Below are 22,928 nucleotides of genomic sequence, written 5' to 3'. Positions count from 1 at the left end.
TAACGTGGCTTTACCGTGTGCAGGATGAATCGCACCATGACTCAGAATCGTCGTATCGAGCGCCACCAGCTGCCCTACTATCTGAAGGTGTTCAACCGCTTCACCGACAAGCCCATGGGCTACATCGGCAACATTTCCCGCGAGGGACTGCTGATGATCAGCCAGTTGCCCATGCTGGTGAATGCGCGCTTCGAGCTCCGCCTGAAGATTCCGGGCCAGGACGGCCAGCTGCACTTCGTCGACTTCGACGCCCGTTGCCAATGGAGTCATGAAGACGTGACGCCGGGCAACTATGACTCGGGTTTCAGCGTCGCCGAACCGCCAGCCGAATTCGCCGAGTTGATCGGCGTACTGCAGCACTATTTCACCTTCGGCCGCCTTTCTCAGTCGGCGATCTGATTCCGCTCGCCGGCGTTCCACAGCTGCAGCAGGCGAACGGGTAGATCCGCTGTTTCGCTGAGGGGCAGCCGGCGAATTCCTCGTCGCTCCAGCCGCGCGGCCATTTGCTCGCTTTCAATGCTGGTCTTCCAGGCTGCGGCATAGCGACGGGCATCGCGCCAGGTGCGGATGTCGCCAGGCTCTGCCATCCGCCGTAGCGCGGTGTCGACCAGCCAGAGCTGTAGGCCGCGCCGGGCCAGCTCCAGCCGCGCGAGCCAAGCCACCAGGCTGTCATCGAGCGGTGCCATGATCACCAGGACACTGCCGGGCTGCGCCTGGCGGCAGAGCCGTGTCAGCGCCGCCTTGAGGTCGGCCGTCGCATCTGCAGTCAGCTCCGGTAGGGCAGCTGGCGTAAAGGGGCGATCAGGCGTGGCGGCCGCCAGCAGGCGCAGTTCGGGATCGAGGCCATAGAGCCGCACCTCATTGCCACTGGCTGCCAGGGCCCGCCAGAAGCTCAGCGCCTGATGGTGGTCTTCGGGCCGGCCGGCTTTTCCTTGTCCTGGCGTAGCCATGTCGGCGATCAGCAGGTGCAGGGTAGTGTCCGCCCGCAGGCGTGCCCGAGATGCCGGCGCGAGAGGCGACGGATGCCCCCTGGTCCCCAGCCGGCGGGCGTTCAGCCATTCGAGGACGGCCAGCCCCAGGAGCAGCAGGGCGCCGGTCGCGGGCAGCCCTTGCCAGCGCAGGGGCGCCAATCCCCCCAGGATCAGGCTCAGCAGCGCCAGGGCGACCAGCGCCAGCGGCAGGCGGCGCCGGATCATGGGCGCGGTGCCGGACACTGTCCCAGCAGCTTGAGGATCTGGCCGTCCAGGCTGTCGCCTTCGAATTCGCGCTCCGGCGTCAGCCGCAGGCGCAGACGCAACACGGCGGGCAGCAGGGAGCGCACATCCTCGGGCGTCACACTGTCGCCACCGCGGAGGAAGGCCTGGGCCTGGGCGAGCCGTAGCAAGGCCTGGGCGGCGCGCGGTCCGGCGCCCTGCTCGAAGGCCGGCCACTCCCGGGTGAGACGGATCAAGCGCACGGCATGATCGAGGATCGGCTCCGCCGCCGGGATCCCTGCCACCAGCCGCTGCAGGGCTGGCAGATCGCGCGCCTGCAGCAGCGGGCGCAGGGCTGCCGCTTCCAGGGGATCGGTGTGACCCTGTTGCACGGCCTGGCGCAGGGCGGCGAGTTCCTGGCCTTCCGCCGGCCACTCGAGCCGCAGCTGCACCAGGAAGCGATCCCGCAGCGCCAGGGGCAGGTCGCTGCCGGGGCTGCGGGTGGCGATCACCATGAAGGGCGCGGGCAGCGGTACCTGGCGGCCTTCCAGGCTCAGCTGGCGACCTTGCAGGGCGTCGTCCAGCAGATTGAGGACCGGTGGCGGAGCCCGGTGCAGGTCTTCGAGCAGCACCAGGGAATTGAACAGCGGGCCCCGGCGCAGGCGGGCGCTGTCGCTGCCGGCGTCCATGACGATTTCGCCCGCCACCTCGCCAGGCGTCAGCGCCGGATGGCAGCGCAGTCGGGCGAACCCGGCATCCAGGCTGGCGGCCAGAGCGCGGGCCAATAGCGTCTTGCCCGCGCCGGTCGGCCCTTCCAGCAGCAGATGACCGCCGGCCAGCAGGGTGGCGAGCAGGCCTTCCACGGCGGCGTCCTGCTGCGGCAGCACCTTGAGCAGCGCCTGCCGCAGGGCCTGCAGCCGGGTCAGGGCGCGGGCCTTGACGCCGGTTTCGCCAGGGTCCGCTTGAGCGGCGTCAGGAGGGGAGCTGTCGGTCATCGGAAGTCCTCGGGAACGGGGGGCGCAGGGCCAGGCGCAATAGGCGCAGCTGGGCGATGCGACGGGTGAAGTCACGAGCGGAAAGGCGCGTCGGGCTGGGGCGCATCGCCTCGCCCACTGCGCGGGTACTCAGGCCGCTCAGCCGCGCAAGATGCTGCCAGCGCTCGGCCACGCCCTGGTCGGCGAGTTCGGGACGGCGGCGCTGCAGCTCGCGCTGGATGTCGCGCTGCAGAATGGCGATCAATTCGGGCCAGCGCTCGGGGTCGCGACGAGGTGCCGGATCCCGCTGCCGGCGTCTCAGCCAGAGTCCCGTCGCCAGCGTCACCAGCAGAAGCGCCAGGCCATAGCGTTGCAAGGCCGCTAGCCACAGCGGGATCGGCGGCGCGGGAGCGATCAGGGTCACCGGCGCGCCTTGGGTCAGATACCACAGCAGCCAGGCATTGTCGTACTGGCCGAGGTGGGCGTTGCTCCAGAGATCGGTGTCCGACAGCAGGGTCACGCTGCCATCGCCCCAGGGCAGCATCAGCATATGGGTGGCGCTGGTGCTGCTGGCCCAGGCCAGCGCCTGGTCGCCGACATCGAACAGGTGGCGACTGTCGTCGAAGCCGAGATAGGCGGGGGCATCGTCCTCGGCGAGATAGAGCTGGGTCAGATTGGGCCAGAGTGGCAGCGCCATGATCGGCGGGGCGGCGCCGCCCAGCTCACGGGTCGGCATGGGACGCACGCCCAGGGTCGCGCTGAGCGCCAGGGTGCTGTCATCGGCGACGGCCACCAGATGGCCGCCCGCTTCGACCCAGTCCAGCAACGCCTGGGCCTGGGAATCCGCCAGCGGTGGGTTGCCGGCCAGCCAGAATCTGACGCCTGCGGCGGGTAGTTCGTCGAGTTGCTCGGATTGGCCGCGTTGCACCCGGCTGCCGAAGTGGTGCAGGTAGGCGACCGCCAGGGCCTGGGGATCGGCGTTGCTGCTGCTGGCGAGCTGGGTGGCGAGCTGGCGGGCGGTGTGGCTGTCGAGTCCCTGATGGGTCAGGCGCAGGCTGGCCGGGCCGCTGTCGGCCTGCGGCGGCAGGGGGCAGGACAGCGGCTCCTGTTGGGCCAGGCAGGCCAGCGACAGGGTCAGCGCCCAGACGGCGGCACCCAGGCGTGCGGCGATACCTCGGCACCTGGAGCGAGCGGAGAGCCGATCGACTGAACGCATGGGAAGAGAGGATACGCGGGTAGACAGACACCAGAGCCTAGCGGGTGGGGGCGCTCGGGAGCAAGGCGCACGACGATGCTAGACTGCGCCGATTCTAGGGGAGGGCGGTGTGACGCAAAGTATCTTCTGGTACGACTTCGAGACCACGGGGATCGATCCACGGCGGGATCGACCGCTGCAGGTGGCCGGGGTGCGTACCGATCTGGACCTCAACGAAATCGAGGCGCCGCTCAATCTGCATTGCCGGTTGAGCGAGGATGTCCTGCCCCATCCGGCGGCCTGCCTGGTCACCGGGATCCTGCCGGCCACCCTGCAGCGCCTGGGGCTGCGCGAGCGCGACTTCGTCCAGCGCCTGCACGAGGAGCTGCGGCGTCCCAACACCTGCACGGTCGGCTACAACAACCTGAGATTCGACGACGAAATGGTGCGGCACAGCCTGTACCGCAACTTTCATGATCCCTATGCCCGCGAATGGCAGCAGGGCAACAGTCGCTGGGATGTACTCGGTCTGATCCGGGCGCTCTATGCCTTTCGCCCGGAGAGTCTGAACTGGCCGCAGGAGGAGCAGCGCGTTTCCCTGCGCCTGGACCGCCTGACCGTCGCCAATGGCATCGACCATGCCCAGGCCCATGACGCCCTGGCGGACGTCCGCGCGACCCTGGCCCTGGCGCGCCTGGTCAAGCAGCGGCAGCCCAGGCTCTACGACTATCTCTGGACGCAGCGTCAGAAAAAGGCAGCGCTGACGCGTATTCGTCTGCTCGAACCCCTGTTGCATGTCTCTGGGCGCTTCAGCGCTGAGCGGCACTTTCTCGCCCCCGTCCTGCCGTTGGCCTGGCATCCGGTCAATCGCAATGCGCTGATCGTCTGTGATCTTGGTCTGGCGCCGGAGCCGTTGCTGGAACTGGACGTCGAGGCCCTGCGCGAACGCCTCTATACCCGGCGGGAGGCGCTGGCCGAGGGTGAACTACCGGTACCGCTCAAGCTGGTACAGATCAATAAGTGTCCGATTCTGGCGCCCTTCAGCGTGCTGCGCCCGGTGGATACGGAGCGCCTGCAGTTCGATCTGGCAGCCGTCTGGCGGCGCGTCCGGCAACTGCTCGACCAGCGTGCGCACTGGCAACCCAAGGTGCAGGCACTCTATGCCGAGGCGTCCGGCTTTACAGCGCAAGAACAGGATGCCGAATTGAGACTGTACGACGGCTTCATCTCTGCCGAGGAACGGCAACTCTGCGAGCAAGTTCAGCAGTGTCCGGCGGAGCAACTTGGCAGTCGAACGTGGGCGTTCCAGGACGAGCGGCATCCCGAGCTGTTCTTTCGTTATCGAGCGCGCAACTTTTCCGAGTTGCTGACGGCGGAAGAGGGTGCCCGTTGGCGGCAATTCTGTCGGCAGCGACTACTGGGTGAAGACGGCCAAGGCCATATGACCTGCAAGCAGTTCCTCACCTTGACCGAACAACTGCGGTTTGAGGTCGCTGCTGATCTGGTGCCGATTCTCGAGGCCTGGTCAGCCCATGTCAGGGGCGTGATGCAACAGTTGGATAACCCCGTTATCGATGTGACATAAAGTCGCGATAAACAGGCGTCGATCAGAGACGTTTGTTAACAGAAAAAGAGTCTGGACTACCACGTCGAGGACAGAATCCAGCCGGCTCTTTATTGCGGCAGCGCAGGCTAGGAGAGGGCCGTGCTCAGGATCAAGGCGATTCGAGAGGCCGCCAACGCGAGGGGATGGTGAAGACTGCAGAGACAACGCCAGGGTTTAAAGCGGCGGAGCCCAAGCTAACCGCGCACCACGCAGGCGAAAAAAACGCCGGCTAGCCGGCGTTTCTTCTGATCAATCCAGCAGGGTTGCCCAGGATTCGACGTCGTCCGAACCCCACTTGGCTTTCCACTCTTTCAGGGTCTTGTGATTGCCACCCTTGGTTTCGATCACTTCGCCATTATGCGGATTCTTGTATTGCTTCACTTTACGAGCACGCTTGGGGGTATTGCCACTGCTGGACTTAGCAGCGCGCGCCTGGCGTGCGGGCTTGGCTTCGGTATCGAGAATGCCGATGATGTCACGCAGGGATTTCTGATATTCACCCATCAGCGCGCGCAGTTTCTTTTCGAATTCCAGTTCGCGCTGCAGTTTGTCGTCCTCTTGCAGCGACTTCAGGCGCTCCTGCAGTTCCTTGATAGCTTCTTCGGTCTGACGATATTCGTTGATGAGCGACATAAACGGCCTTTGTTCTGAGTGATGCAGAGATGAAAGTCTGGATCGATCATAGATTGACTATCGGAATAAGTAAACGGTCCGAGTGGCAAGTCGATAATTAAGGCGGCGGTCGTCACAACAAGGGAATTACCAGGAGACGGGCAACTTTCGACCAGATGACAGTGGAACTTGTCCGCCATTACTTGTCCTTTGCAAAGTCTTTACCGTCGCCGTACAGCCATGTGCGGCAGTCCCTTGCGCCGCTCGACGCTGCCCGCGAGTGCGCCTAGAATGCAGCCCCTTTTCGTTCGAGGTTGTGCTATGCAAACGTTTCGTCTGGTGATCGCCTGTCCGGACGGGGTAGGTATCGTGGCCAAGGTCAGCAACTTCCTGGCGACCTATAACGGCTGGATCACCGAAGCGAGTCACCATTCGGATACGGAGAGTGGCTGGTTCTTCATGCGCCATGAGATCCGCGCCGATTCACTGCCCTTCGATCTGGCCGGCTTCAGTCAGGCCTTCGCGCCCATTGCGCGGGAATTCTCCATGCAATGGCGAATCACCGATTCGGCCCAGCGCAAGCGCGTGGTGCTCATGGCCAGTCGCGAATCCCACTGCCTGGCCGACCTGCTGCACCGCTGGCACAGTGGTGAGCTGGATTGCGAGATTCCCTGCGTCATCTCCAACCACGACACCCTGCGCAGCATGGTCGAATGGCACGGCATTCCCTTCTTCCACGTGCCGGTCGATCCCGCCGACAAGCAGCCGGCCTTCGACGAGGTGTCGCGGCTGATCGAGCTGCATCAGGCGGATACCGTGGTGCTGGCGCGCTACATGCAGATCCTGCCGCCGGATCTCTGCGCACGCTATGCCCACCAGGTAATCAACATCCATCACAGCTTCCTGCCGTCCTTCGTTGGTGCCAAGCCCTATCACCAGGCGGCGCAGCGCGGCGTCAAGCTGATCGGCGCCACCTGTCACTACGTGACCGAAGAGTTGGATGCCGGGCCGATCATCGAGCAGGACGTGGAACGCGTCAGCCACCGGGACAACGTCGAAGACATGGTGCGCCTGGGCAAGGACGTCGAGAAGATGGTGCTGTCCCGCGGCCTGAGATACCACCTGCAAGAGCGGGTCATGGTCCATGGCAACAAGACCGTCATCTTCGACTGACAGCGAGCGTCCTGCGGAGCCGGGTACCGCAGCGGCGCCGCCACGGCTGGGCGAGGGCTGCCTCGCCCGCTATGACCTGCAGGCCATGGCGGAGGAGGGCGGCGCCGATTTCAGTGCCGCCGCGGCGCTGTGGCGGCAACTGCAGGCACCACAAGACACCGAGGACAGCGCGATAAACGCCCCGGACAGTGGGGATACGGACGTGACTCAGCTGTCCTGAGCGGCGGCTTCGGCGCTGGTCTTGGCCTTGAGATCGGCGATCTTGCGCACTTCCGAGGCGAACACCTCGTCCTGCACGGTCGGCCGTTTCTTCCAGGGTTTGCGATCGGGCTTGGGTTGCGCGGCGTAGGTGACGATTTCGCCACCGTAGACATCCTGATAGCGCTGGGCCTGGCGTTCCAGTTCAGCGCGAAGTTGATCTTTGGTCACGGGTTCGATCTTGTTCGAGTGTCGCGAGAGGCGAGCGGTCGTCAGGACCGCTCGAAGCCGGTGCGCAGGAAGCGCGGCTGCGGAGTCTAGCCGCCGCGACGCCCTTTGCCTATCCCACTCAATCCAGGATGCGCATGGACAGATCAATGGCCTTGACGTCCTTGGTCAGGGTGCCGATGGAGATGTAGTCGACGCCGGTCTGGGCGATGCCGAGCAGGGTGTCCTGGTTGACGCCGCCCGAGGCTTCCAGCTTGGCCTGGCCAGCGGTCAGGGCGACCGCCGTGCGCATGTCGGCCAGGCTCAGCTCGTCCAGCATGACGATGTCCGCGCCCGCGGTCAGGGCCTGTTCCAGCTCCTGCAGACTTTCCACCTCGACCTCCACCGGGCGCCCTGGCGCCAAGTGCCGGGCGGTGGCCACGGCCTGGGCGATGCCGCCACAGGCGGCGATGTGGTTTTCCTTGATCAGGAAGGCGTCGAACAGGCCGATGCGGTGGTTGTAGCAACCGCCGCAGGTGACCGCGTATTTCTGGGCGCGGCGCAGGCCGGGCAGGGTCTTGCGAGTGTCCAGCAGCCGTACGGCGGTGTCCTGCACCAGGTCGGCATAGTGGCGGCAGCGGGTGGCGGTGCCGGACAGCAGCTGCAGGAAATTGAGCGCGCTGCGCTCGCCGGTGAGCAAGGCACGGGCTGGGCCCTGGAGTTCGAACACCACCTGGTCGGGCGCGACCCGTTCGCCGTCCGCCACCTGCCAGCGGACCTCGACCGCGGGATCCAGCACCCGGAACACCTCGTCGACCCAGGCCGTACCCGCCACCACTGCGGCTTCACGGGTGATGATCCGCGCGCGTGCCTGTTGGTGAGCGGGAATCAAGCCCGCCGTGAGGTCGCCACTGCCGACGTCTTCGCGCAGCGCGGCGGCGACGTTATCGGTGATGACTTGGGCGAGATCGGCAAGGGTAGCGCTGGACATGAAAAGACTCCGAAAAGGGGCTGCAGGAGGCGAGCGGGCAACTTTAGGTGAGGTTGACGATCTGAGATAGACAACGTTGAATTATTTGATGGGCAGGCGCTGACCGACAGGTGCCTTGTGAACCCTGTCATGTACTGTGCAGATGCCGATTGGTCGATGCCTTAGCAGAGCAAATAATGGCACATCGACAACGTTTCACCTCGCGGCCAGGGCGGCCAACGTTGTTCAATGCTCCTGTAGTGGAACGCGATTCAGCCGAACGCAAGAACGGTTGTGGGAGGCGGTGGTGCAGAACGACGTAAACGTAGTTCATTTCAAGGCGCTCGGGGAATCTTCTTCCCGATTGCCTGCTGTGCTTTTACCGGTCAGGGATCGCGCCGCTCAGCGACTCAATGCCTCCTTGCAGCAGCTGTTCGACAACGCCGACGATGCGCTGTTTGAAATGGCCGATCGGGCCGGCAGCAACCAGGAACAAAGTCTCTACTTCGAAGCGATGCGCGACCTTCGCCTCAGACGCAAGAGCATCGAGCGCAGCTTTCTCCAGCAGTATTTCGAGCGCTTCGCCGCCCTGAACAATCTCGTCGGCAGCAAGCCGGAAATGCGTCTGGACAGCGTCTCCTACGAAGACCTGAGTCTGGTGCAGAACGATGCCCTGGAAGAGAGCGTCGCCGTGGACACCATGGTGGCCAAGGCGCTCAGCAACAACGCCATGGCGATCAGCCACCTGACCATTAGATTCAACACCCAGCTGGCCAGCAAGCTGGATGATTCGACCCATCCCCTAGGGCCACGCCGGCTGTGCGAGGCCTTCGTCGAGGCCTGCCGCGATCTCGACACCGACATCAAGGTCAAGCTGATCATCTACAAGCTGTTCGAGCGCTTCGTGCTCAACGGCCTCGGTCAGCTGTACGCGGAATCCAATCGGCAATTGGTCGATGCCGGGGTATTGCCCCAGCTCAAGGCCATTCCCCAGCAGGTACCGAATCGCTCGGCCAAGGGCTATAGCGGGCGCACCCCGGCCCACGTCAACGGCGAAGACGATGGCCAGGAGCTCTTTGGCACCCTGCAGGGCTTGCTGGCCCAGCTGCGCACCCCGGGCAGCGCCACCCTGGGTGGCGGCATGGCGGCCGATGAGGGGGCTGCGACCGGCGATGGCCAGGTCATCACCAGCTACGACCTCATGCGCCTGCTCTCTCACCTGCAGCAGCAGATTTCCAGCCAGTCCCTGGATGGCTATGACCTCAAGGCGCAACTGGGTGTGGCCCTGGGCCGCATCAGCGAGCGCTCGGGTCGAAAGCGCGTGGTGGGGCAGGTCGACGAAGACGTCATCAATCTGGTGGCGATGCTGTTCGAATTCATTCTCGACGACCTCACCCTGCCGGATTCGCTCAAGGCGCTGATCGCCCGGTTGCAGATTCCCATGCTCAAGGTGGCGGTCCTCGACAAGACCTTTTTCAGTCGCGGCAGCCATCCGGCGCGGCGCCTGCTCAACGAGATCGCCGCCGCTTCCCTGGGCTGGGGCGAGCAGAGCGATCTGCAACGCGACGGTCTCTATCAGAAGATCGAGCAGATCGTGCAGCGGTTGCTGTCCGACTTCGTCGACGATCCGGAGATCTTCGCTGAGCTGTTGGCCGACTTCATGGCCTATGTCAGTGACGAGCAGCGTCGCAGCGAATTGCTCGAACAGCGTACCCGCGATGCCGAGGAGGGGCGGGCACGGGCCGAGATCGCACGCCTGCAGGTCGAGCACGTCCTGAGCCAGCGCCTGCAGGAACATCAGCTGCCGGCCGCCGTGCAACGCGTCCTACGCGAAGCCTGGAGTCAGGTGCTGTTGCTGACCTGCCTGAAGCAGGGTTACGACTCCAGCGAATGGCGGGCGGCGCTCAAGACCATGGACGATCTGATCTGGAGCATCCAGCCCCACCACGACGTAGCGTCGCGCCAGCGTTTGCTGGAGATGGTGCCCGGGCTGCTCAAGGCACTGCGGGAAGGCCTGGCCAGCGCGGCCTTCGATCCGTTCTCCACCTCCGAATTCTTCACTGAACTCGAATCCCTGCACGTCCAGACCTTCCAGCAGACCCGTCCCGAGTTGGCAGAAGTGGCGGCGGTGGAGGCCGCGGTCGCGGTGCCCGTGCCGGCGCCTGCCGCTGAGCCCTTCGAGCTGCCTCGCGCGGAGCGGATCACCGGACTGACCAGTGACTCCCTGGAGTGGGTGGATAGCCTGTCAGTGGGCGCCTGGCTCGAAATCCTCGATGTCGAGCAGAAGCTGCGCTGCAAGCTGGCCGCGGTCATTCGCCCCATGGGCCGCCTGGTGTTCGTCAATCGCACCGGCATGAAGGTGCTGGACCGCACCCGTGAGGAACTGGCGCTGGATTACCAGGAAGGCCGGGTACGGCTGCTGGACGATGCCCTGTTGTTCGACCGGGCCATGACCTCGGTGATCGGCAGCCTGCGGGGTCAGTCGCCTTCCTGAGGTCGCTGCGACAGTAAAAAGCCGTCCCAAGGGACGGCTTTTTTGTGCGTGAGCCAAGGGGCCTAGTGCAGCTTCAGGCGCGGCTCGGTCTTGCGTCTCAGGTGGTCGCCGGCAAACAGCGCCAGGGCACGCAGCGGGCCATAGAGGGCGACCTGGTGCATGCGGTAGAGCGAGACGTAGAAGGTCCGCGCCAGCCAGCCTTCCAGGGTCAGGCTACCCAGGGCGCCGCCCATGAGATTGCCGACCGCGCTGAAGCGCGACAGCGAGATCAACGAGCCATAGTCCTTGTAGACGTAGTCGGGCAGCGGCTTGCCTTCCAGGCGGGCCTTGAAGGTCTTGACCAGCAACGAGGCCTGCTGGTGAGCGGACTGCGCCCGGGGCGGTACGGTACGGGTGTCGCCGGGGGTCAGCGGGCAGGCCGCGCAGTCGCCAAGCGCGAAAACATTCGGGTCGCAGGTAGTCTGCAGCGTCGAGTTGACCACCAGCTGGTTGATGCGGTTGGTTTCCAGCCCCGCCAAGTCCTTGAGAAAGGCCGGAGCGCGGATACCGGCAGCCCAGACCTTGAGACTGGCCGGGACGAATTCGCCCGCGGTCTGCAGGCCGTCGGCGCGGACTTCCTTCACCGCCGAGCCGGTCAGCACCCGCACGCCGAGTTTTTCCAAGGTGCGGTGCGCCTGGCCGGCGATGCGTTCGGGCAGCGCCGGCAGGATGCGCGGACCAGCCTCGACCAGGGTGATGCGCAGGTCTTCGGGGCGGATGCGATCCATGCCATAGGCCTGCAGCTCTTCGGCGGCGTTGCGCAGCTCGGCCGCCAGTTCCACGCCGGTAGCGCCGGCACCGACGATGGCCACCTCGATGTACTCACCCGGCTGCTCGCTGACGTGGGCACGCAGGTAGTGGGTCAGCAGCTTGCGGTGGAAGCGTTCGGCCTGGGCACGGGTATCGAGGAAGATGCAATTTTCCGCGGCGCCCGGGGTGCCGAAATCGTTGGTGGTGCTGCCGATGGCCAGCACCAGGGAGTCATAGCCGATCTCCCGCTCCGGGACCAAGATGGCGCCATCGTCCTCGATCGCGGCCAGCTGCACCTTGCGGCGCTCGCGATCCAGGCCGGTCATGCGTCCGAGCTGGAAGTCGAAATGGTTCCACTTGGCCTGGGCGACATAGCTCAGCTCGTCCTCGGTGGAGTTGAGGGAGCCGGCGGCCACCTCGTGCAGCAGGGGTTTCCACAGGTGGGTGGCATTGGCGTCGATCAGCACGATCTGCGCCTGGTCGCGCTTGCCCAGGCTACGGCCCAGGCGGGTAGCCAGTTCCAGGCCGCCGGCGCCGCCGCCGACGATAACGATGCGATGGGTCATGGAGAGCACTCTTAGAGAAGGAAAGCCTTGGCCGGACCGGGCGCGTCGCCGCAAGCGGGCGCAGTCCCAGGCCGGTGGAATCTAGGGTCGTCGGAGCGCGCGAGAATCGAGTCATCTAGCAGAGAAGATGGGCGAAAAGTCGTCACTTTCAAGGGAGGCGGCCTGCATCTGCTCTGGCAAGGACGTACGCGGCGACGAGAGGTCGCGCTAGTTTAACCGGGCTGGCCTGGCCATTCGACCCTAGGGAAACTGGGGTCAATCCAGGACCTCCACCCGATCGCCCAGGCGGATGATGCCGCTTTCCAGGACCCGGGCCGTGAGACCGCCATGACCACGCATGGCCTGGAAGGTACCCACGCCCAGACGTTCTTCCAGGCGTGCGCAGGGTTGGCACCAGCCGGTAGTCTCCAGCACCGCCTGGCCGATGCGAAAGCGCCGGTTCTTCAGGCTGAAGAGATTGATTCCGGCGATGGCCAGATTGCGGCGGAGGTCGGCGGGTGCCACGGCCTTGCCGATCAATGCGGCCACCACCGGCAGGTGCTCCCACTGGATGAGGGTGACCTGGCGCTGGTTGCGCGGGGTAGGGCGGGCGTGATCGCCGGTGAGGCCGGCGTCCCGCCGGGCTTCCACCGCGTCGATCTCGACCATAGGTGCGCGGGAGGCGGGTCGCACACCGATCCAGCGCACCTCGCCGGACTGGGGAACCTGGGCGAGCAGTTCTTTGAGCGGGATCATGGGGCTCCTCGACGCGATGGTGGTGCCAATCCGAGCGGTAGGGCAGGATAGCGGCCTTGATGGACCGTTCAAGAGAGGATGCCATGCGCGCAAGAGTTCTGGCGTTGTTACTGTCGTGCCTGCTGTTGCCCCTGACCGCCCTGGCGCTCGAACCGGGTGAGCGGGTGGTGCCCTTCACCCTGCTCGATCAGCGTGATCGGCCCTATACCTTCGACGACCAGCTGCAGGTTCTGCTGGTGGCGCGCAGCATGAGTGGCTCGGGGCTGGTCAAGGAAGCCATGCGCGAGCAGCCGGCGAACTATATCGACGGCACCCGGGTGGCCTATGTCGCCGACATCAGCAGCATGCCGGCGGCCATTACCCGGATGTTCGCCGTGCCGGCCATGCGCAAGTACGGCTATCGGGTACTGCTCGATCGCGAATCGCGCATCGTGCCGCGCTTTCCTGGCGATGCCAGCAAGGTGCTCTGGGTGACCCTCGACCATGGCCGCTTCGTCAGCCAGCGCGAATTCAGCGACGCCAATGCCCTGCGCGACGCGCTCAAGGCCAAGGCCCGTTGATGGACGGGGTGTTCGTCGATGGCTGGTATCGCGAGGCGCGGCTCTGTCCTTCGCCCAACCACAACGAACGCCCGGCAGGGACCGAGGTGTCCTTGCTGGTGATCCACAACATCAGCTTGCCGCCCGGGCAATTTGGCACCGGCTGCGTCCAGGCCTTCTTCCAGAACTGCCTGGATCATTCGGCCCATCCCTTCTTTGCGGAGATCGCCGAACTGAAGGTGGCGGCGCACTTTCTCATCGAACGCGACGGGGTGGTCACCCAGTTCGTGTCCTGTGAGCAACGCGCCTGGCATGCCGGCGTCTCCTCCTTCGAGGGGCGCGAGAACTGCAACGACTTCGCCCTGGGCATCGAGCTGGAAGGTACGGACGACCTGGCCTACACCGACGCCCAGTACCGCGCCCTGGGACGGCTGACGCGGGCGTTGCAACGCGCCTATCCGGCGATCACTGCCGAACGTATCCAGGGCCACAGTGACATCGCCCCCGGACGCAAGACCGATCCGGGCTCGGCGTTCGACTGGCCGCGTCTACATGCCGAGCTGCAGGGCCACGAGGCCTAGCGCAGGCGATCCGCTTCCCAGCCGAACACCGCGCAGGCATTGCGCGTGGTGGTCGCTGCCAGCGTCTCAGGCGAGACCTGCCACAGCGGCGCCAGAGCCGCGCAGATGGCCGGCAGATGGGTGGGGCTGTTACGCACGTCCGGGTGCATAGCGGGTGGCATGTCCGGGGCGTCGGTCTCCAGCACGATGTCATCCAGGGGCAGTTGCGGCAGCACGCGCTGCAGGCGCCTGGCCTGGGGCCAGGTGGGCGCGCCGCCCAGACCTATCTTGAAGCCCAGACGCAGATACTCGCGGGCTTCCTCGAAGCTGCCGGAAAAGGCGTGGGCGATGCCGGCCCGGGGTGGCTTGAGGCGTTTCAGGATCTTGACCACATCGGCATGGGCGCGGCGCACGTGCAGCAGCACCGGCAACTCCAGCTCCATGGCCAGGCGCACCTGCTGTTCGAAGAACCAGGCCTGGCGCGCCTTGTCGGGCGTCTCGATGAAATAGTCCAGCCCGATCTCGCCCAGGGCGCAGAGCCGGGGATCGGTTCGACGTTCCAGGCAGAAGGCCCTGAGCGCCTCGATATCGGCCTCCTGGTGGCGCTGCAGGTATAGCGGATGCAGGCCCGGAGCCGCATAGAGGCCGTCATGGGCTGTTGCAACCCTCCAGAGTTGCGGCCACTGGCTGCGCTCGACACCGATCAGTACCTGGCGCACCACGCCGAGTCGCGCGCAGTCGGCCAGCAGCGCCGCCCGTTCGGCGTCGAAGCCCGGATAGTCCAGGTGATTGTGGGTGTCGATCAGCAGGCTCATGACAGGCGGCGTTTGAGGACCCTCGGGATGGCTTGGACACCGGGCAGGTAGTGGTCGTTTTCCAGGGCGTCCAGCATCAGTTCCAGGGCGCGCTCGGTGATGACCTCGTGCTGCTGGGAAATGGCGTTGACCTTGAACGGCAGGTAGTCGAGCAACTGGGTGTCGCCAAAGGTGGCCAGGCGCAGGGTGTCACCCGCGGCCAGCGGATGATCGCGCAGCACGTCCAGCACACCCTGCAGCAGGACGTAGGAGGTGGTCAGCAGGGCCTCGGGCCAGTGGCCGAGTTCTTCGATCATGGCCAGCGCCTGGGTGCGGCCGCCGTCGCGGCTGTAGTGAGGGGCATGACGCTCCCAATGGCGCGCTGGGTGATCGGCGAGGGCGGCAGCGAAGCCGGCGGCGCGCTCGCGGCTGATGACCAGGTCCGGACGCGCCCCGATCAGGGCGATGCTATGGGTATCCGGGGTCAGCAGGGTGGCGGCCAGCTGCCGCCCGGCGGTGTGGTCGTCGCTGACCACCGAGCAGAACTGCGCGGGATCGAGTTGGCGGTCGATGGCGATGATCGGGATGTTGTGTTCCTGCAGTTGCCGGTAGGGCGCGTCGTCCTCGGCCAGGCTACTGGCGGTGAACAGGCCGTCGCAGCGGCGGGCACGAAACAGCGCGATGAGCTGGCGCTCGCTGTCGGGATTGTCGTCGGTGCAGGCGATCAGCAACTGGTAGCCGCGGGCCCGTGCCCGTCGTTCCAGCTGCTTGGCGAGGCGTGCATAGCTGGGGTTTTCCAGGTCGGGCAGCAGAAAGCCCAGGGTGTGGGTCGCCCCGCGGCGCAGGCCGGCGGCGCGCTGATCAGGCTGATAGCCGTGGGCCTCCACCACGGCCATGACCCGCGCCACGGTCGCGGCGCTGATGCGCCTTTGCGCCGCCTTGCCATTGATGACATAGCTGGCGGTGGTAAGGGATACGCCGGCCAATTGGGCGATGTCGCTGAGTTTCACGCCTGTTCCTCATCGGACCTGAATCGCCTGTGCTGTACGCCATGAACGAGACGGTCTTTATTGTGTGTTGTGCTTCAAGGATCGGCGATTATCGAGTAACGTTCCAGTCCCATTGGGTGAAACGTTTCAGCTTTCTGTTGTCCGAGGGCTGGCACGAATCTGCCAAGGGCCCTGCCACGCCTCTCCGGGCGCGATTGCAGGGCTGAGCGAGCCGGCAAGCATCTATTACAAGAAAGGCACGGCGCCAGGATCAGGCGCGCGGCGCCGGAGGTATCCTTCCATGTTCGAACTCAATGCCCAGCATATCCGCATGGCCCAGCAGGCGCCGGACAAGGCGACCGCCCTGGCCATGCTCGCCGAGTCCCTGGTGACCGATGGCCTGGTCGCCCCGGGTTATCTCGAAGGGCTCAAGGCCCGCGAGGCCCAGGGCTCCACCTACCTCGGCCAGGGTATCGCCATTCCCCATGGTACGCCGCAGACCCGCGACCAGGTGCATGTCACCGGCGTGCGGATGATGCAATTCCCGCACGGAGTAGACTGGGGTGATGGTCAACTGACCTACCTGGCCATCGCCATCGCCGCCAAATCCGACGAACACCTGCGCATCCTGCAGCTGCTGACCCGCGCCCTGGGCGAGAGCGATCTGCAGCAGGCCCTGCGCGAGGCCCGTGAACCCCAGCAGATCCTCGACCTGCTGCAGGGCGCGCCCCAGGCGCTGGCACTGGACGAAGAACTGGTGCAACTGGCCATCGATGCCGAGGACCTGGAAGACCTGGCCTGGCAGGGCGCCCGGATGCTCAAGCACATGGAGTGCGTGGGTGCCGGCTTCGCCGGTGCCCTGCAAACCAGCCAGCCGCTGCCGCTGGGCGACGGCCTCTGGTGGCTGAACAGCGAGACCGCGGTGAAGCGCCCCGGCCTGGCCTTCGTCACCCCGCTGCAGGCCTTGCAGCTGCAGGAGCAGCCGGTGCGTGGCCTGTTCTGCCTGGCCAGCCTGGGCGAGGGCCATCGCGCCCTGCTCGAACGCCTCTGCGATCTGCTCGTCGCCGGTCGTGGCCAGGAGTTGGCCCAGGCCACCTCCCGCCGCGCCGTGCTCGAAGCCCTGGGCGGCGAAGTCGCCCCCGACTGGCCCAGCGCCCAGGTGGTGCTGGCCAATGCCCATGGCCTGCACGCCCGTCCGGCCAAGGAGCTGGCGCGGCTGGCCAAGGCCTATGACGGCGAGATCCGCGTGCGCGTCGATGGCGGCGCCCCGGTCTCGGCCAAGAGTCTGTCGCGGCTGCTGGCGCTGGGTGCCCGGCGTGGCCAGACCCTGGAATTCCTCGTCGAACCCGGTACCCCGGCCGCGGCCGCGCTGAACGATCTGATCGGCGCCGTGCAGGCCGGTCTCGGTGAAGAGGTGGAACCGGTCACCGCCAGTGCCCCGGCCCCCGCCGGTGCCGCCCGGGTCACCGCCATCAGCCTGGTGGACCCGTCCGAACAACTGCCGCTGGCCCCGGGCGATCGCGCTCAGGCCGTGGCCGCCGCCCCCGGCCTGGCCGTGGGCCCGGCCCATGTGGTGGCGCCCCAGCACTTCGACTATCCGGCCACCGGCGCAGGCGCCGCCGCCGAACGCCAGCGGCTGGATGCGGCCCTGGCTGCGGTACGCGCCGACATCGAGGCGCTCATCGCGCGCAGCGAAGCCAGTGCCCTGCGCGAGATCTTCCTGACCCACCTGGAGATGCTGGAAGATCCGGATCTGCAGCAGGGCATCGCCGCCCGGCTCAAGGCCAACGCCAGCGCCGCCGCGGCCTGGGACGCCCAGATCGAGGAGGCGGCCAGCCAGCAGGAAGCCCTGCACGACAAGCTACTCGCCGAACGCGCCGCCGATTTGCGCGACGTCGGTCGCCGGGTACTGGCCCAGCTGTGCGGCGTCGAATCCGCCCGTGAACCCGAAGAACCCTATGTGCTGGTGATGGACGAGGTCGGCCCGGGCGATGTGGCCCGACTGGATCGCGAGCGCGTCTGTGGCATCCTCACCGCCCGTGGCGGTGCCAGCTCCCACAGCGCCATCGTCGCCCGCGCCCTGGGCATTCCGGCCATCGTCGGCGCCGGTCGCCGCGTGCTGGATCTGGCGCCACGCAGCGTGCTGCTGCTGGATGGCGACAAGGGCACCCTGGAAATCGCTCCGGATGCCCGTCGCATCGACGCCGTCCAACGTGAGCGGGAGGTCCAGGCCGAACGCCGCCGCGCCGCGGAAGCGCGCCGTTTCGAAAGCGCCACCACCCGTGACGGCCACCACGTCGAGATCGCCGTGAACCTGGGCGACACCGCCCAGGCCGCCGCCGCGGTGGAGCAGGGCGCCGAAGCCGTCGGCCTGCTGCGGACCGAACTGGTGTTCATGAGCCATGACAGTGCACCCGACGAAGCCGCCCAGGAAGCGGAATACCGCCGCGCCCTCGATGGCCTGGCCGGCAAGCCGCTGGTGGTGCGTACTCTGGACGTCGGTGGGGACAAGCCGCTGCCCTATCTGCCGCTGCCGCCGGAAGAGAATCCCTTCCTCGGCATCCGTGGCATCCGCCTGACCCTGCGCCGCCCGGAACTGCTGGAAACCCAGCTGCGCGCTCTGCTCAAGGCCGCCGATGGCCGCCCGCTGCGGATCATGTTCCCCATGATCGGCCGGATCGAGGAATGGCGCCAGGCACGTGACATCCTCGACCGCCTGCGTCAGGAGATCCCCACCACCGATCTGCAGGTCGGCATCATGATCGAGGTGCCCTCGGCTGCGCTGCTGGCCCCGGTGCTGGCTCCGGAAGTGGACTTCTTCAGCGTCGGTACCAACGACCTGACGCAATACACCCTGGCCATCGACCGCGGCCATCCGCTGCTGTCCGGCGAGGCCGATGGCCTGCACCCCAGCGTGCTGCGCCTGATCGACATGACGGTGCGCGCCGCCCATGCCCACGGCAAGTGGGTAGGCGTCTGCGGCGAGCTGGCGGCCGATCCCCTGGCGGTGCCGGTGCTGGTCGGCCTGGGCGTCGACGAGCTGTCGGTCTCGGCCCGCAGCGTGCCGCTGGTCAAGGCCCGGGTGCGCGAACTGGAGCTGCGTCTGGTGCAGTCCTGCGCCGCCCGCGCCCTGGAACTGGCCACTGCCGCGGAAGTGCGGCAGAGCGTGGAGGCCCTGCGATGAGCCGTATCCTCACCCTGACCCTCAATCCGGCGCTGGACCTCACCGTCCAGTTGCCGGAGCTCAAGCCCGGCGCGGTCAATCGCAGCGAGGCGGTGATCGTCCATGCCGCCGGCAAGGGCATCAACGTCGCCCAGGTGCTGGCCGATCTCGGCCACGACCTGACGGTGAGCGGCTTTCTCGGTGCTGACAACGCCACCGCCTTCGAGGCCCTGTTCGCCCGCCGCGGCTTCACCGATGCCTTCGTCCGGGTCGCCGGCGAAACCCGCAGCAATCTCAAGCTGGCCGAGGCCGCTGGGCGCATCACCGACATCAACGGACCCGGCCCGGAGGTGTCCGCCGCCGCCCAGCAGGAATTGCTCGAAACCCTCGATCGCCTGGCCCCTGGCCACGACGCCGTGGTGGTGGCCGGCAGCCTGCCGCGCGGGGTGACCCCCGAGTGGCTGGCCGCGCTGGTCGGTCGGCTCAAGTCGCTGGGCCTGCCGGTGGCCCTGGACACCAGTGGCGCCGCCCTGCGCGCCGCCCTGGCCGCCGGTCCCTGGCTGATCAAGCCCAATACCGAAGAATTGGCCGAAGCCTGTGGTGCACCCGCCGAGACCGCCACCGAGCAGGCGCTGCTGGTCGAACAGCTGCGTGCGCTGGGCATCGAGCACCTGGTGATCTCCCAGGGCGCCGATGGCGTGCGCTGGTATGGCGCCCTGACCCTGGAGGCGCAGCCGCCCAAGGTCACGGTGGCCAGCACCGTTGGCGCAGGGGATTCCCTGCTGGCCGGCATGCTGCACGGCCTGCTCACCGGCCAGTCGCCGGAGCGCACCCTGACCACGGCCACTGCCATCGCGGCCCTGGCGGTCACCCAGATCGGCTTCGGCATCAATGATCCCGCGCAACTCGCCACCTTCGAAGACCAGGTGCGGGTACGCGTCCTTCCCGACTTTCCGCTAGAACAAGAATCAGGGGTAACCCCATGAACATCGCCATCGTCACGACCTGCCCGACCGGCATGGTCACCAGCGTGCTCAGCGCGCGCCTGCTGGACGCCGCCGCCCAGCGCCGCGGCTGGACCACCAGCGTCGAGATCCACGACGGCCCCGAGGCCACCCTGCTGACTGACGATCAGGTGGCGCGCGCCGAACTGGTGGTGGTGGTCCATACCGGGGCGGTCGATCTGTCCCGCTTCGTCGGCAAGCGTGTCTACCGCGCCGCGCCGGCCGAAGCCCTGCGCGACGTCGATGCCTTCCTGCAGCGCGCCGCCAGCGAGGCCAAGGTGCTGGAACAGGCCCCGGCGGCCAGCGACGCTGCGCCGAGCGTACCGGCCAGTGCCAGCGAGACGCCACGGCTGGTGGCCATCACCGCCTGCCCGACCGGTGTCGCTCACACCTTCATGGCGGCCGAGGCGCTGCAGAACGCGGCCAAGAAGCTCGGTTATCGCCTGCACCTGGAAACCCAGGGCTCGGTAGGGGCGCGCAATCCGCTGCCGGCCGAGGCCATTCGCGATGCCGACGTGGTGCTGCTGGCCACCGACATCGAGGTCAACGTCGAGCGCTTCGCCGGCAAGCGCGTCTATCGCTGCGGTACCGGGGTCGCCCTCAAGCAACCCGAGGCGACCATCAAGAAGGCGCTGGCCGAGGGCGAGACCCTGGCCGGCAGTGCTGCGCCAGCGGCGGGCGAGGGCGCCAAACCCGCAAAGAAGGAAAGCGCGGGCGTCTACAAGCACCTGCTCACCGGGGTGTCCTACATGTTGCCGATGGTGGTGGCGGGCGGTCTGCTGATCGCCCTGTCCTTCGTCTTCGGCATCGAGGCCTTCAAGGAACAGGGCACCCTGGCCGCGGCGCTGATGCAGATCGGCGGCGAATCGGCGTTCAAGCTGATGGTCCCGGTGCTGGCCGGCTACATCGCCTATTCCATTGCCGACCGGCCGGGTCTCGCGCCTGGCATGATCGGTGGCTGGCTGGCCGCCAGCCTGGGCAGCGGCTTCATCGGCGGCATCATCGCCGGCTTCCTGGCGGGCTACGTGGCCAAGGCCATCGCCCAGCACGTCAAGCTGCCGGCCAGCGTCGAGGCGCTCAAGCCGATCCTGATCATCCCGCTGTTCGCCAGCCTCATCGTTGGCCTGGTGATGATCTACCTGGTCGGCACCCCGGTGGCCGGCGCCCTGAGTCGGCTCACCGACTTCCTCAACAACCTGGGTACCAGCAACGCCGTGCTGCTCGGCCTGATCCTCGGCGCCATGATGTGCATCGACTTTGGCGGCCCGATCAACAAGGCCGCCTACGCCTTCACCGTCGGCCTGCTGGCGTCCAAGACCTACGGGCCCATGGCCGCCACCATGGCCGCCGGCATGGTGCCGCCCATCGGCATGGGCATCGCCACCCTGCTGGCGCGGCACAAGTTCGCCCAGAGCGAGCGCGAGGCGGGCAAGGCGGCGTCGGTGCTGGGGCTGTGCTTCATCTCCGAGGGCGCGATTCCCTTCGCCGCCAAGGACCCGCTGCGGGTGATCCCGGCCAGCGTCATTGGCGGCGCCCTCACCGGCGCCCTGGTGATGCTGTTCAACTGCAAGCTGATGGCGCCCCACGGTGGCCTCTTCGTGCTGTTGATCCCCAACGCCATCAGCCATGCCTGGCTGTACCTGGCGGCCATCGCGGCCGGCAGTCTGGTGACCGGCGTGATCTACGCGGTGCTCAAGCGCAACGAAGCCGCCACCGAGCTGGTGCCCGCGGCCTGATCCAGAGCCTGGCAACAGCGCTGTAACAAGAGGTTACACTGGGAGGCTCCTGCCTCTTGGTGGCCCCTTGTCCATGTCCGATCCCGTCTTTCCCGATACCGATCCCGAAGTCGCCGCCCGCCGTCGGCTGCATCTGCTGCGCCATCGCCGGCGCCGTCGGTTGCGCCAGTGGCGCCAGCGCATCGCCTTCTGGGTCGGTGCGGTGCTGGTGGGTCTGGCCGGTCTGGCCTTCGCCTGGCTGGCCGATGCCTCCTTCGGCCTCTTTCAGAAGATGCTGCAGCACAGTGCGATCTGGCCTTGGCTGGTGACGCCCCTGGGTTTTGCGTTGCTGGTCTGGCTGACGCAAGGTGCGCTGCGCGATGCCCGCGGCAGCGGCATTCCCCAGGTCATCGCTACCCTCGAACGACCCGAAGCGGACCTACGCGCGCGCCTGCTCGCGCCGCCCATCGCCCTCGCCAAGCTGCTGCTCACTGCCGGTGCCCTGCTGGTAGGTGGCTCGGTGGGGCGTGAAGGGCCCACCGTGCATGTCGGCGCGGCCCTGCTTTATGGCTTCGGCAAGCGCCTCGGGTTGCACGGGCGCCGAACCCTGTCCGGACTCATCCTCGCTGGTGGTGCCGCCGGAATTGCCGCGGCCTTCAACACGCCCCTAGGCGGGGTGGTCTTCGCCATCGAGGAGTTGACTCACACCTTCGAGCAGCGCTTCAGCGGCCTGGTGCTGACCGCCGTACTGCTCGGCGGCATCGTCACCCTGGGTATCGTCGGCCCCTACAGCTACCTCGGCGCCCTGGATCTGCGCCTGACCTGGGGCTTGGGCTGGATCGGGGTGGCCGTCATCGGGGTCGTCGGCGGACTGCTGGGCGGCTGCTACGGTCGCCTGGTGCTGCCCACCGACCAGGGCTGGCTGGGGCGCCTGAACGCCCTGCGCGGGCGGCGTCCGGTGGCTTTCGCCGCCGCTTGTGGACTGGTGCTGGCGGCGCTGGGGTTGCTTTCCGGCCAGCACGTGTTCGGCACCGGCTACGCTGAAACCCACGCCATCCTGGCCGGCGAACCCGTGACCGGGGGCGACTTCCTGCTGTGGAAATTCCTCGCCAACGTCGTTTCCTACCTCGCCGGGGTACCGGGCGGTCTGTTCTCGCCCTCCCTGGCGGTCGGTGCGGCCCTGGGGCCCTGGCTGGTCGATTGGCTGCCGGGCATGAGTCTGCCCCAGTGCGCCCTGCTGGGGCTGGCCGCCTACCTGGCCGGGGTCACCCGCACCCCGTTGACCGCCACGGTCATCACCCTGGAGCTGGCCCACAGCCCGGACATGGCGTTGCCGGTGCTGGCGGCCTGCCTGCTGGCCGCTGCCGTCTCCGGCTGGCTGATGCCGGTGCCGCTCTACCATGCGCTGTCGCAGCAGGTGCTCAATGCCCTCACGCCCCGGCGGAACTAGGC

General features: G+C 66.8%; 21 protein-coding genes. 11 read left to right on the top strand and 10 right to left on the bottom strand.

Annotation, left to right across the window (positions count from 1 at the left end):
• Nucleotides 1-36: 36 nt before the first annotated feature.
• Complete coding sequence (locus FEZ61_RS12915) at nt 37-399, top strand: PilZ domain-containing protein (RefSeq protein ID WP_026083800.1); 363 nt, start codon at nt 37-39, stop codon at nt 397-399.
• Here FEZ61_RS12915 and FEZ61_RS12910 read toward each other — a convergent pair.
• From FEZ61_RS12910 to FEZ61_RS12900, 3 genes are read right to left on the bottom strand one after another with little or no spacing between them, the layout of a single operon-like run.
• Nucleotides 384-1,196: a hypothetical protein gene (locus tag FEZ61_RS12910; protein WP_178121547.1), complete on the bottom strand. Its 813-nt coding sequence runs from the start codon at nt 1,194-1,196 to the stop codon at nt 384-386. The genes FEZ61_RS12915 and FEZ61_RS12910 overlap by 16 nt on opposite strands.
• Entirely contained in the window at nt 1,193-2,188 is a 996-nt protein-coding gene (locus tag FEZ61_RS12905) for a MoxR family ATPase (protein ID WP_017640687.1), read from the bottom strand. Before FEZ61_RS12905 ends, FEZ61_RS12910 begins: the two co-directional genes overlap by 4 nt.
• On the bottom strand, nt 2,166-3,383 hold the full coding sequence (locus tag FEZ61_RS12900) for a DUF4350 domain-containing protein (protein ID WP_173148950.1): 1,218 nt from the start codon (nt 3,381-3,383) through the stop codon (nt 2,166-2,168). Before FEZ61_RS12900 ends, FEZ61_RS12905 begins: the two co-directional genes overlap by 23 nt.
• Before the next feature lie 109 nt (nt 3,384-3,492).
• On the opposite strand from FEZ61_RS12900, the gene sbcB reads away from it, so the two are divergent.
• A complete protein-coding gene (gene sbcB, locus FEZ61_RS12895; protein WP_173148948.1) occupies nt 3,493-4,947 on the top strand; it encodes an exodeoxyribonuclease I in 1,455 nt (484 codons plus the stop codon).
• Nucleotides 4,948-5,217: 270 nt separating this feature from the next.
• Here sbcB and mvaT read toward each other — a convergent pair whose 3' ends face one another.
• On the bottom strand, nt 5,218-5,601 hold the full coding sequence (mvaT, locus tag FEZ61_RS12890) for a histone-like nucleoid-structuring protein MvaT (RefSeq protein WP_064307916.1): 384 nt from the start codon (nt 5,599-5,601) through the stop codon (nt 5,218-5,220).
• A 300-nt stretch (nt 5,602-5,901) separates the two neighbouring features.
• Here mvaT and purU point away from each other — a divergent pair, with 300 nt between their 5' ends.
• Together purU and FEZ61_RS12880 are read left to right on the top strand one after the other, a co-directional pair.
• Nucleotides 5,902-6,753, top strand: coding sequence for a formyltetrahydrofolate deformylase (gene purU / locus FEZ61_RS12885; protein WP_017640683.1), 852 nt, complete (start codon nt 5,902-5,904; stop codon nt 6,751-6,753).
• Nucleotides 6,725-6,973, top strand: coding sequence for a hypothetical protein (locus FEZ61_RS12880; protein ID WP_173148946.1), 249 nt, complete (start codon nt 6,725-6,727; stop codon nt 6,971-6,973). The genes purU and FEZ61_RS12880 overlap by 29 nt, the downstream gene beginning before the upstream one ends.
• On the opposite strand, the gene FEZ61_RS12875 is transcribed toward FEZ61_RS12880, so the two are convergent.
• Both FEZ61_RS12875 and nadC read right to left on the bottom strand, forming a co-directional pair.
• Nucleotides 6,961-7,182 carry a hypothetical protein gene (locus FEZ61_RS12875; protein ID WP_017640681.1) on the bottom strand — a complete coding sequence of 74 codons (222 nt, stop codon included), beginning with the start codon at nt 7,180-7,182 and terminating at the stop codon, nt 6,961-6,963. The two genes, FEZ61_RS12880 and FEZ61_RS12875, sit on opposite strands and share 13 nt — an antisense overlap.
• A 118-nt stretch (nt 7,183-7,300) precedes the next feature.
• Nucleotides 7,301-8,149: a carboxylating nicotinate-nucleotide diphosphorylase gene (gene nadC / locus FEZ61_RS12870; protein WP_173148944.1), complete on the bottom strand. Its 849-nt coding sequence runs from the start codon at nt 8,147-8,149 to the stop codon at nt 7,301-7,303.
• A 286-nt stretch (nt 8,150-8,435) separates the two neighbouring features.
• Here nadC and FEZ61_RS12865 point away from each other — a divergent pair, with 286 nt between their 5' ends.
• The gene (locus FEZ61_RS12865; RefSeq protein WP_064307937.1) at nt 8,436-10,622 is read left to right on the top strand and encodes a DUF1631 domain-containing protein; all 2,187 of its coding nucleotides are present in this window, start codon (nt 8,436-8,438) and stop codon (nt 10,620-10,622) included.
• Nucleotides 10,623-10,684: 62 nt separating this feature from the next.
• On the opposite strand, the gene FEZ61_RS12860 is transcribed toward FEZ61_RS12865, so the two are convergent.
• Together FEZ61_RS12860 and FEZ61_RS12855 are read right to left on the bottom strand one after the other, a co-directional pair.
• Nucleotides 10,685-11,977, bottom strand: coding sequence for an NAD(P)/FAD-dependent oxidoreductase (locus tag FEZ61_RS12860; protein ID WP_173148942.1), 1,293 nt, complete (start codon nt 11,975-11,977; stop codon nt 10,685-10,687).
• A gap of 255 nt (nt 11,978-12,232) precedes the next feature.
• A complete protein-coding gene (locus tag FEZ61_RS12855; protein ID WP_173148940.1) occupies nt 12,233-12,712 on the bottom strand; it encodes an MOSC domain-containing protein in 480 nt (159 codons plus the stop codon).
• 83 nt (nt 12,713-12,795) lie between these two features.
• Between FEZ61_RS12855 and FEZ61_RS12850 the strand changes: the two genes are divergently transcribed.
• Together FEZ61_RS12850 and ampD are read left to right on the top strand one after the other, a co-directional pair.
• Complete coding sequence (locus FEZ61_RS12850) at nt 12,796-13,272, top strand: FAD/FMN-containing dehydrogenase (protein ID WP_173148938.1); 477 nt, start codon at nt 12,796-12,798, stop codon at nt 13,270-13,272.
• The gene (gene ampD / locus FEZ61_RS12845) at nt 13,272-13,832 is read left to right on the top strand and encodes a 1,6-anhydro-N-acetylmuramyl-L-alanine amidase AmpD (protein ID WP_153015303.1); all 561 of its coding nucleotides are present in this window, start codon (nt 13,272-13,274) and stop codon (nt 13,830-13,832) included. The genes FEZ61_RS12850 and ampD overlap by 1 nt, the downstream gene beginning before the upstream one ends.
• On the opposite strand, the gene FEZ61_RS12840 is transcribed toward ampD, so the two are convergent.
• Nucleotides 13,829-14,626, bottom strand: coding sequence for a TatD family hydrolase (locus tag FEZ61_RS12840; RefSeq protein ID WP_068383361.1), 798 nt, complete (start codon nt 14,624-14,626; stop codon nt 13,829-13,831). The genes ampD and FEZ61_RS12840 overlap by 4 nt on opposite strands.
• Complete coding sequence (gene cra, locus FEZ61_RS12835) at nt 14,623-15,615, bottom strand: catabolite repressor/activator (protein WP_064307921.1); 993 nt, start codon at nt 15,613-15,615, stop codon at nt 14,623-14,625. Before cra ends, FEZ61_RS12840 begins: the two co-directional genes overlap by 4 nt.
• Nucleotides 15,616-15,895: 280 nt before the next feature.
• Here cra and ptsP point away from each other — a divergent pair, with 280 nt between their 5' ends.
• From ptsP to FEZ61_RS12815, 4 genes are all read left to right on the top strand, one after another.
• Nucleotides 15,896-18,778, top strand: coding sequence for a phosphoenolpyruvate--protein phosphotransferase (gene ptsP / locus FEZ61_RS12830; protein ID WP_173148936.1), 2,883 nt, complete (start codon nt 15,896-15,898; stop codon nt 18,776-18,778).
• Complete coding sequence (gene pfkB, locus FEZ61_RS12825) at nt 18,775-19,743, top strand: 1-phosphofructokinase (protein WP_093256294.1); 969 nt, start codon at nt 18,775-18,777, stop codon at nt 19,741-19,743. The genes ptsP and pfkB overlap by 4 nt, the downstream gene beginning before the upstream one ends.
• A complete protein-coding gene (locus tag FEZ61_RS12820) occupies nt 19,740-21,497 on the top strand; it encodes a PTS fructose-like transporter subunit IIB (RefSeq protein ID WP_173148934.1) in 1,758 nt (585 codons plus the stop codon). The genes pfkB and FEZ61_RS12820 overlap by 4 nt, the downstream gene beginning before the upstream one ends.
• A gap of 73 nt (nt 21,498-21,570) precedes the next feature.
• Complete coding sequence (locus FEZ61_RS12815) at nt 21,571-22,926, top strand: chloride channel protein (RefSeq protein WP_173148932.1); 1,356 nt, start codon at nt 21,571-21,573, stop codon at nt 22,924-22,926.
• Nucleotides 22,927-22,928: the final 2 nt, after the last annotated feature.

It is taken from the genome of Pseudomonas sp. MS15a(2019), assembly GCF_013277805.1.
Lineage (GTDB): Bacteria > Pseudomonadota > Gammaproteobacteria > Pseudomonadales > Pseudomonadaceae > Chryseomonas > Chryseomonas benzopyrenica.
Note: the sequence above shows the minus strand (reverse complement) of the source record. Positions and strands in the feature narration are given on the sequence as shown.

Bases quoted from the DNA above. Each gene is read 5' to 3' on its own strand.
- mvaT (WP_064307916.1), bottom strand. From the start codon at position 5,601: ATGTCGCTCATCAACGAATATCGTCAGACCGAAGAAGCTATCAAGGAA.
- FEZ61_RS12820 (WP_173148934.1), top strand. From the start codon at position 19,740: ATGAACATCGCCATCGTCACGACCTGCCCGACCGGCATGGTCACCAGC.
- nadC (WP_173148944.1), bottom strand. From the start codon at position 8,149: ATGTCCAGCGCTACCCTTGCCGATCTCGCCCAAGTCATCACCGATAAC.
- pfkB (WP_093256294.1), top strand. From the start codon at position 18,775: ATGAGCCGTATCCTCACCCTGACCCTCAATCCGGCGCTGGACCTCACC.
- FEZ61_RS12900 (WP_173148950.1), bottom strand. From the start codon at position 3,383: ATGCGTTCAGTCGATCGGCTCTCCGCTCGCTCCAGGTGCCGAGGTATC.
- ptsP (WP_173148936.1), top strand. From the start codon at position 15,896: ATGTTCGAACTCAATGCCCAGCATATCCGCATGGCCCAGCAGGCGCCG.
- FEZ61_RS12840 (WP_068383361.1), bottom strand. From the start codon at position 14,626: ATGAGCCTGCTGATCGACACCCACAATCACCTGGACTATCCGGGCTTC.
- purU (WP_017640683.1), top strand. From the start codon at position 5,902: ATGCAAACGTTTCGTCTGGTGATCGCCTGTCCGGACGGGGTAGGTATC.
- ampD (WP_153015303.1), top strand. From the start codon at position 13,272: ATGGACGGGGTGTTCGTCGATGGCTGGTATCGCGAGGCGCGGCTCTGT.
- FEZ61_RS12855 (WP_173148940.1), bottom strand. From the start codon at position 12,712: ATGATCCCGCTCAAAGAACTGCTCGCCCAGGTTCCCCAGTCCGGCGAG.
- FEZ61_RS12850 (WP_173148938.1), top strand. From the start codon at position 12,796: ATGCGCGCAAGAGTTCTGGCGTTGTTACTGTCGTGCCTGCTGTTGCCC.
- FEZ61_RS12905 (WP_017640687.1), bottom strand. From the start codon at position 2,188: ATGACCGACAGCTCCCCTCCTGACGCCGCTCAAGCGGACCCTGGCGAA.
- FEZ61_RS12910 (WP_178121547.1), bottom strand. From the start codon at position 1,196: ATGATCCGGCGCCGCCTGCCGCTGGCGCTGGTCGCCCTGGCGCTGCTG.
- FEZ61_RS12860 (WP_173148942.1), bottom strand. From the start codon at position 11,977: ATGACCCATCGCATCGTTATCGTCGGCGGCGGCGCCGGCGGCCTGGAA.
- FEZ61_RS12915 (WP_026083800.1), top strand. From the start codon at position 37: ATGACTCAGAATCGTCGTATCGAGCGCCACCAGCTGCCCTACTATCTG.
- FEZ61_RS12880 (WP_173148946.1), top strand. From the start codon at position 6,725: ATGGCAACAAGACCGTCATCTTCGACTGACAGCGAGCGTCCTGCGGAG.
- FEZ61_RS12815 (WP_173148932.1), top strand. From the start codon at position 21,571: ATGTCCGATCCCGTCTTTCCCGATACCGATCCCGAAGTCGCCGCCCGC.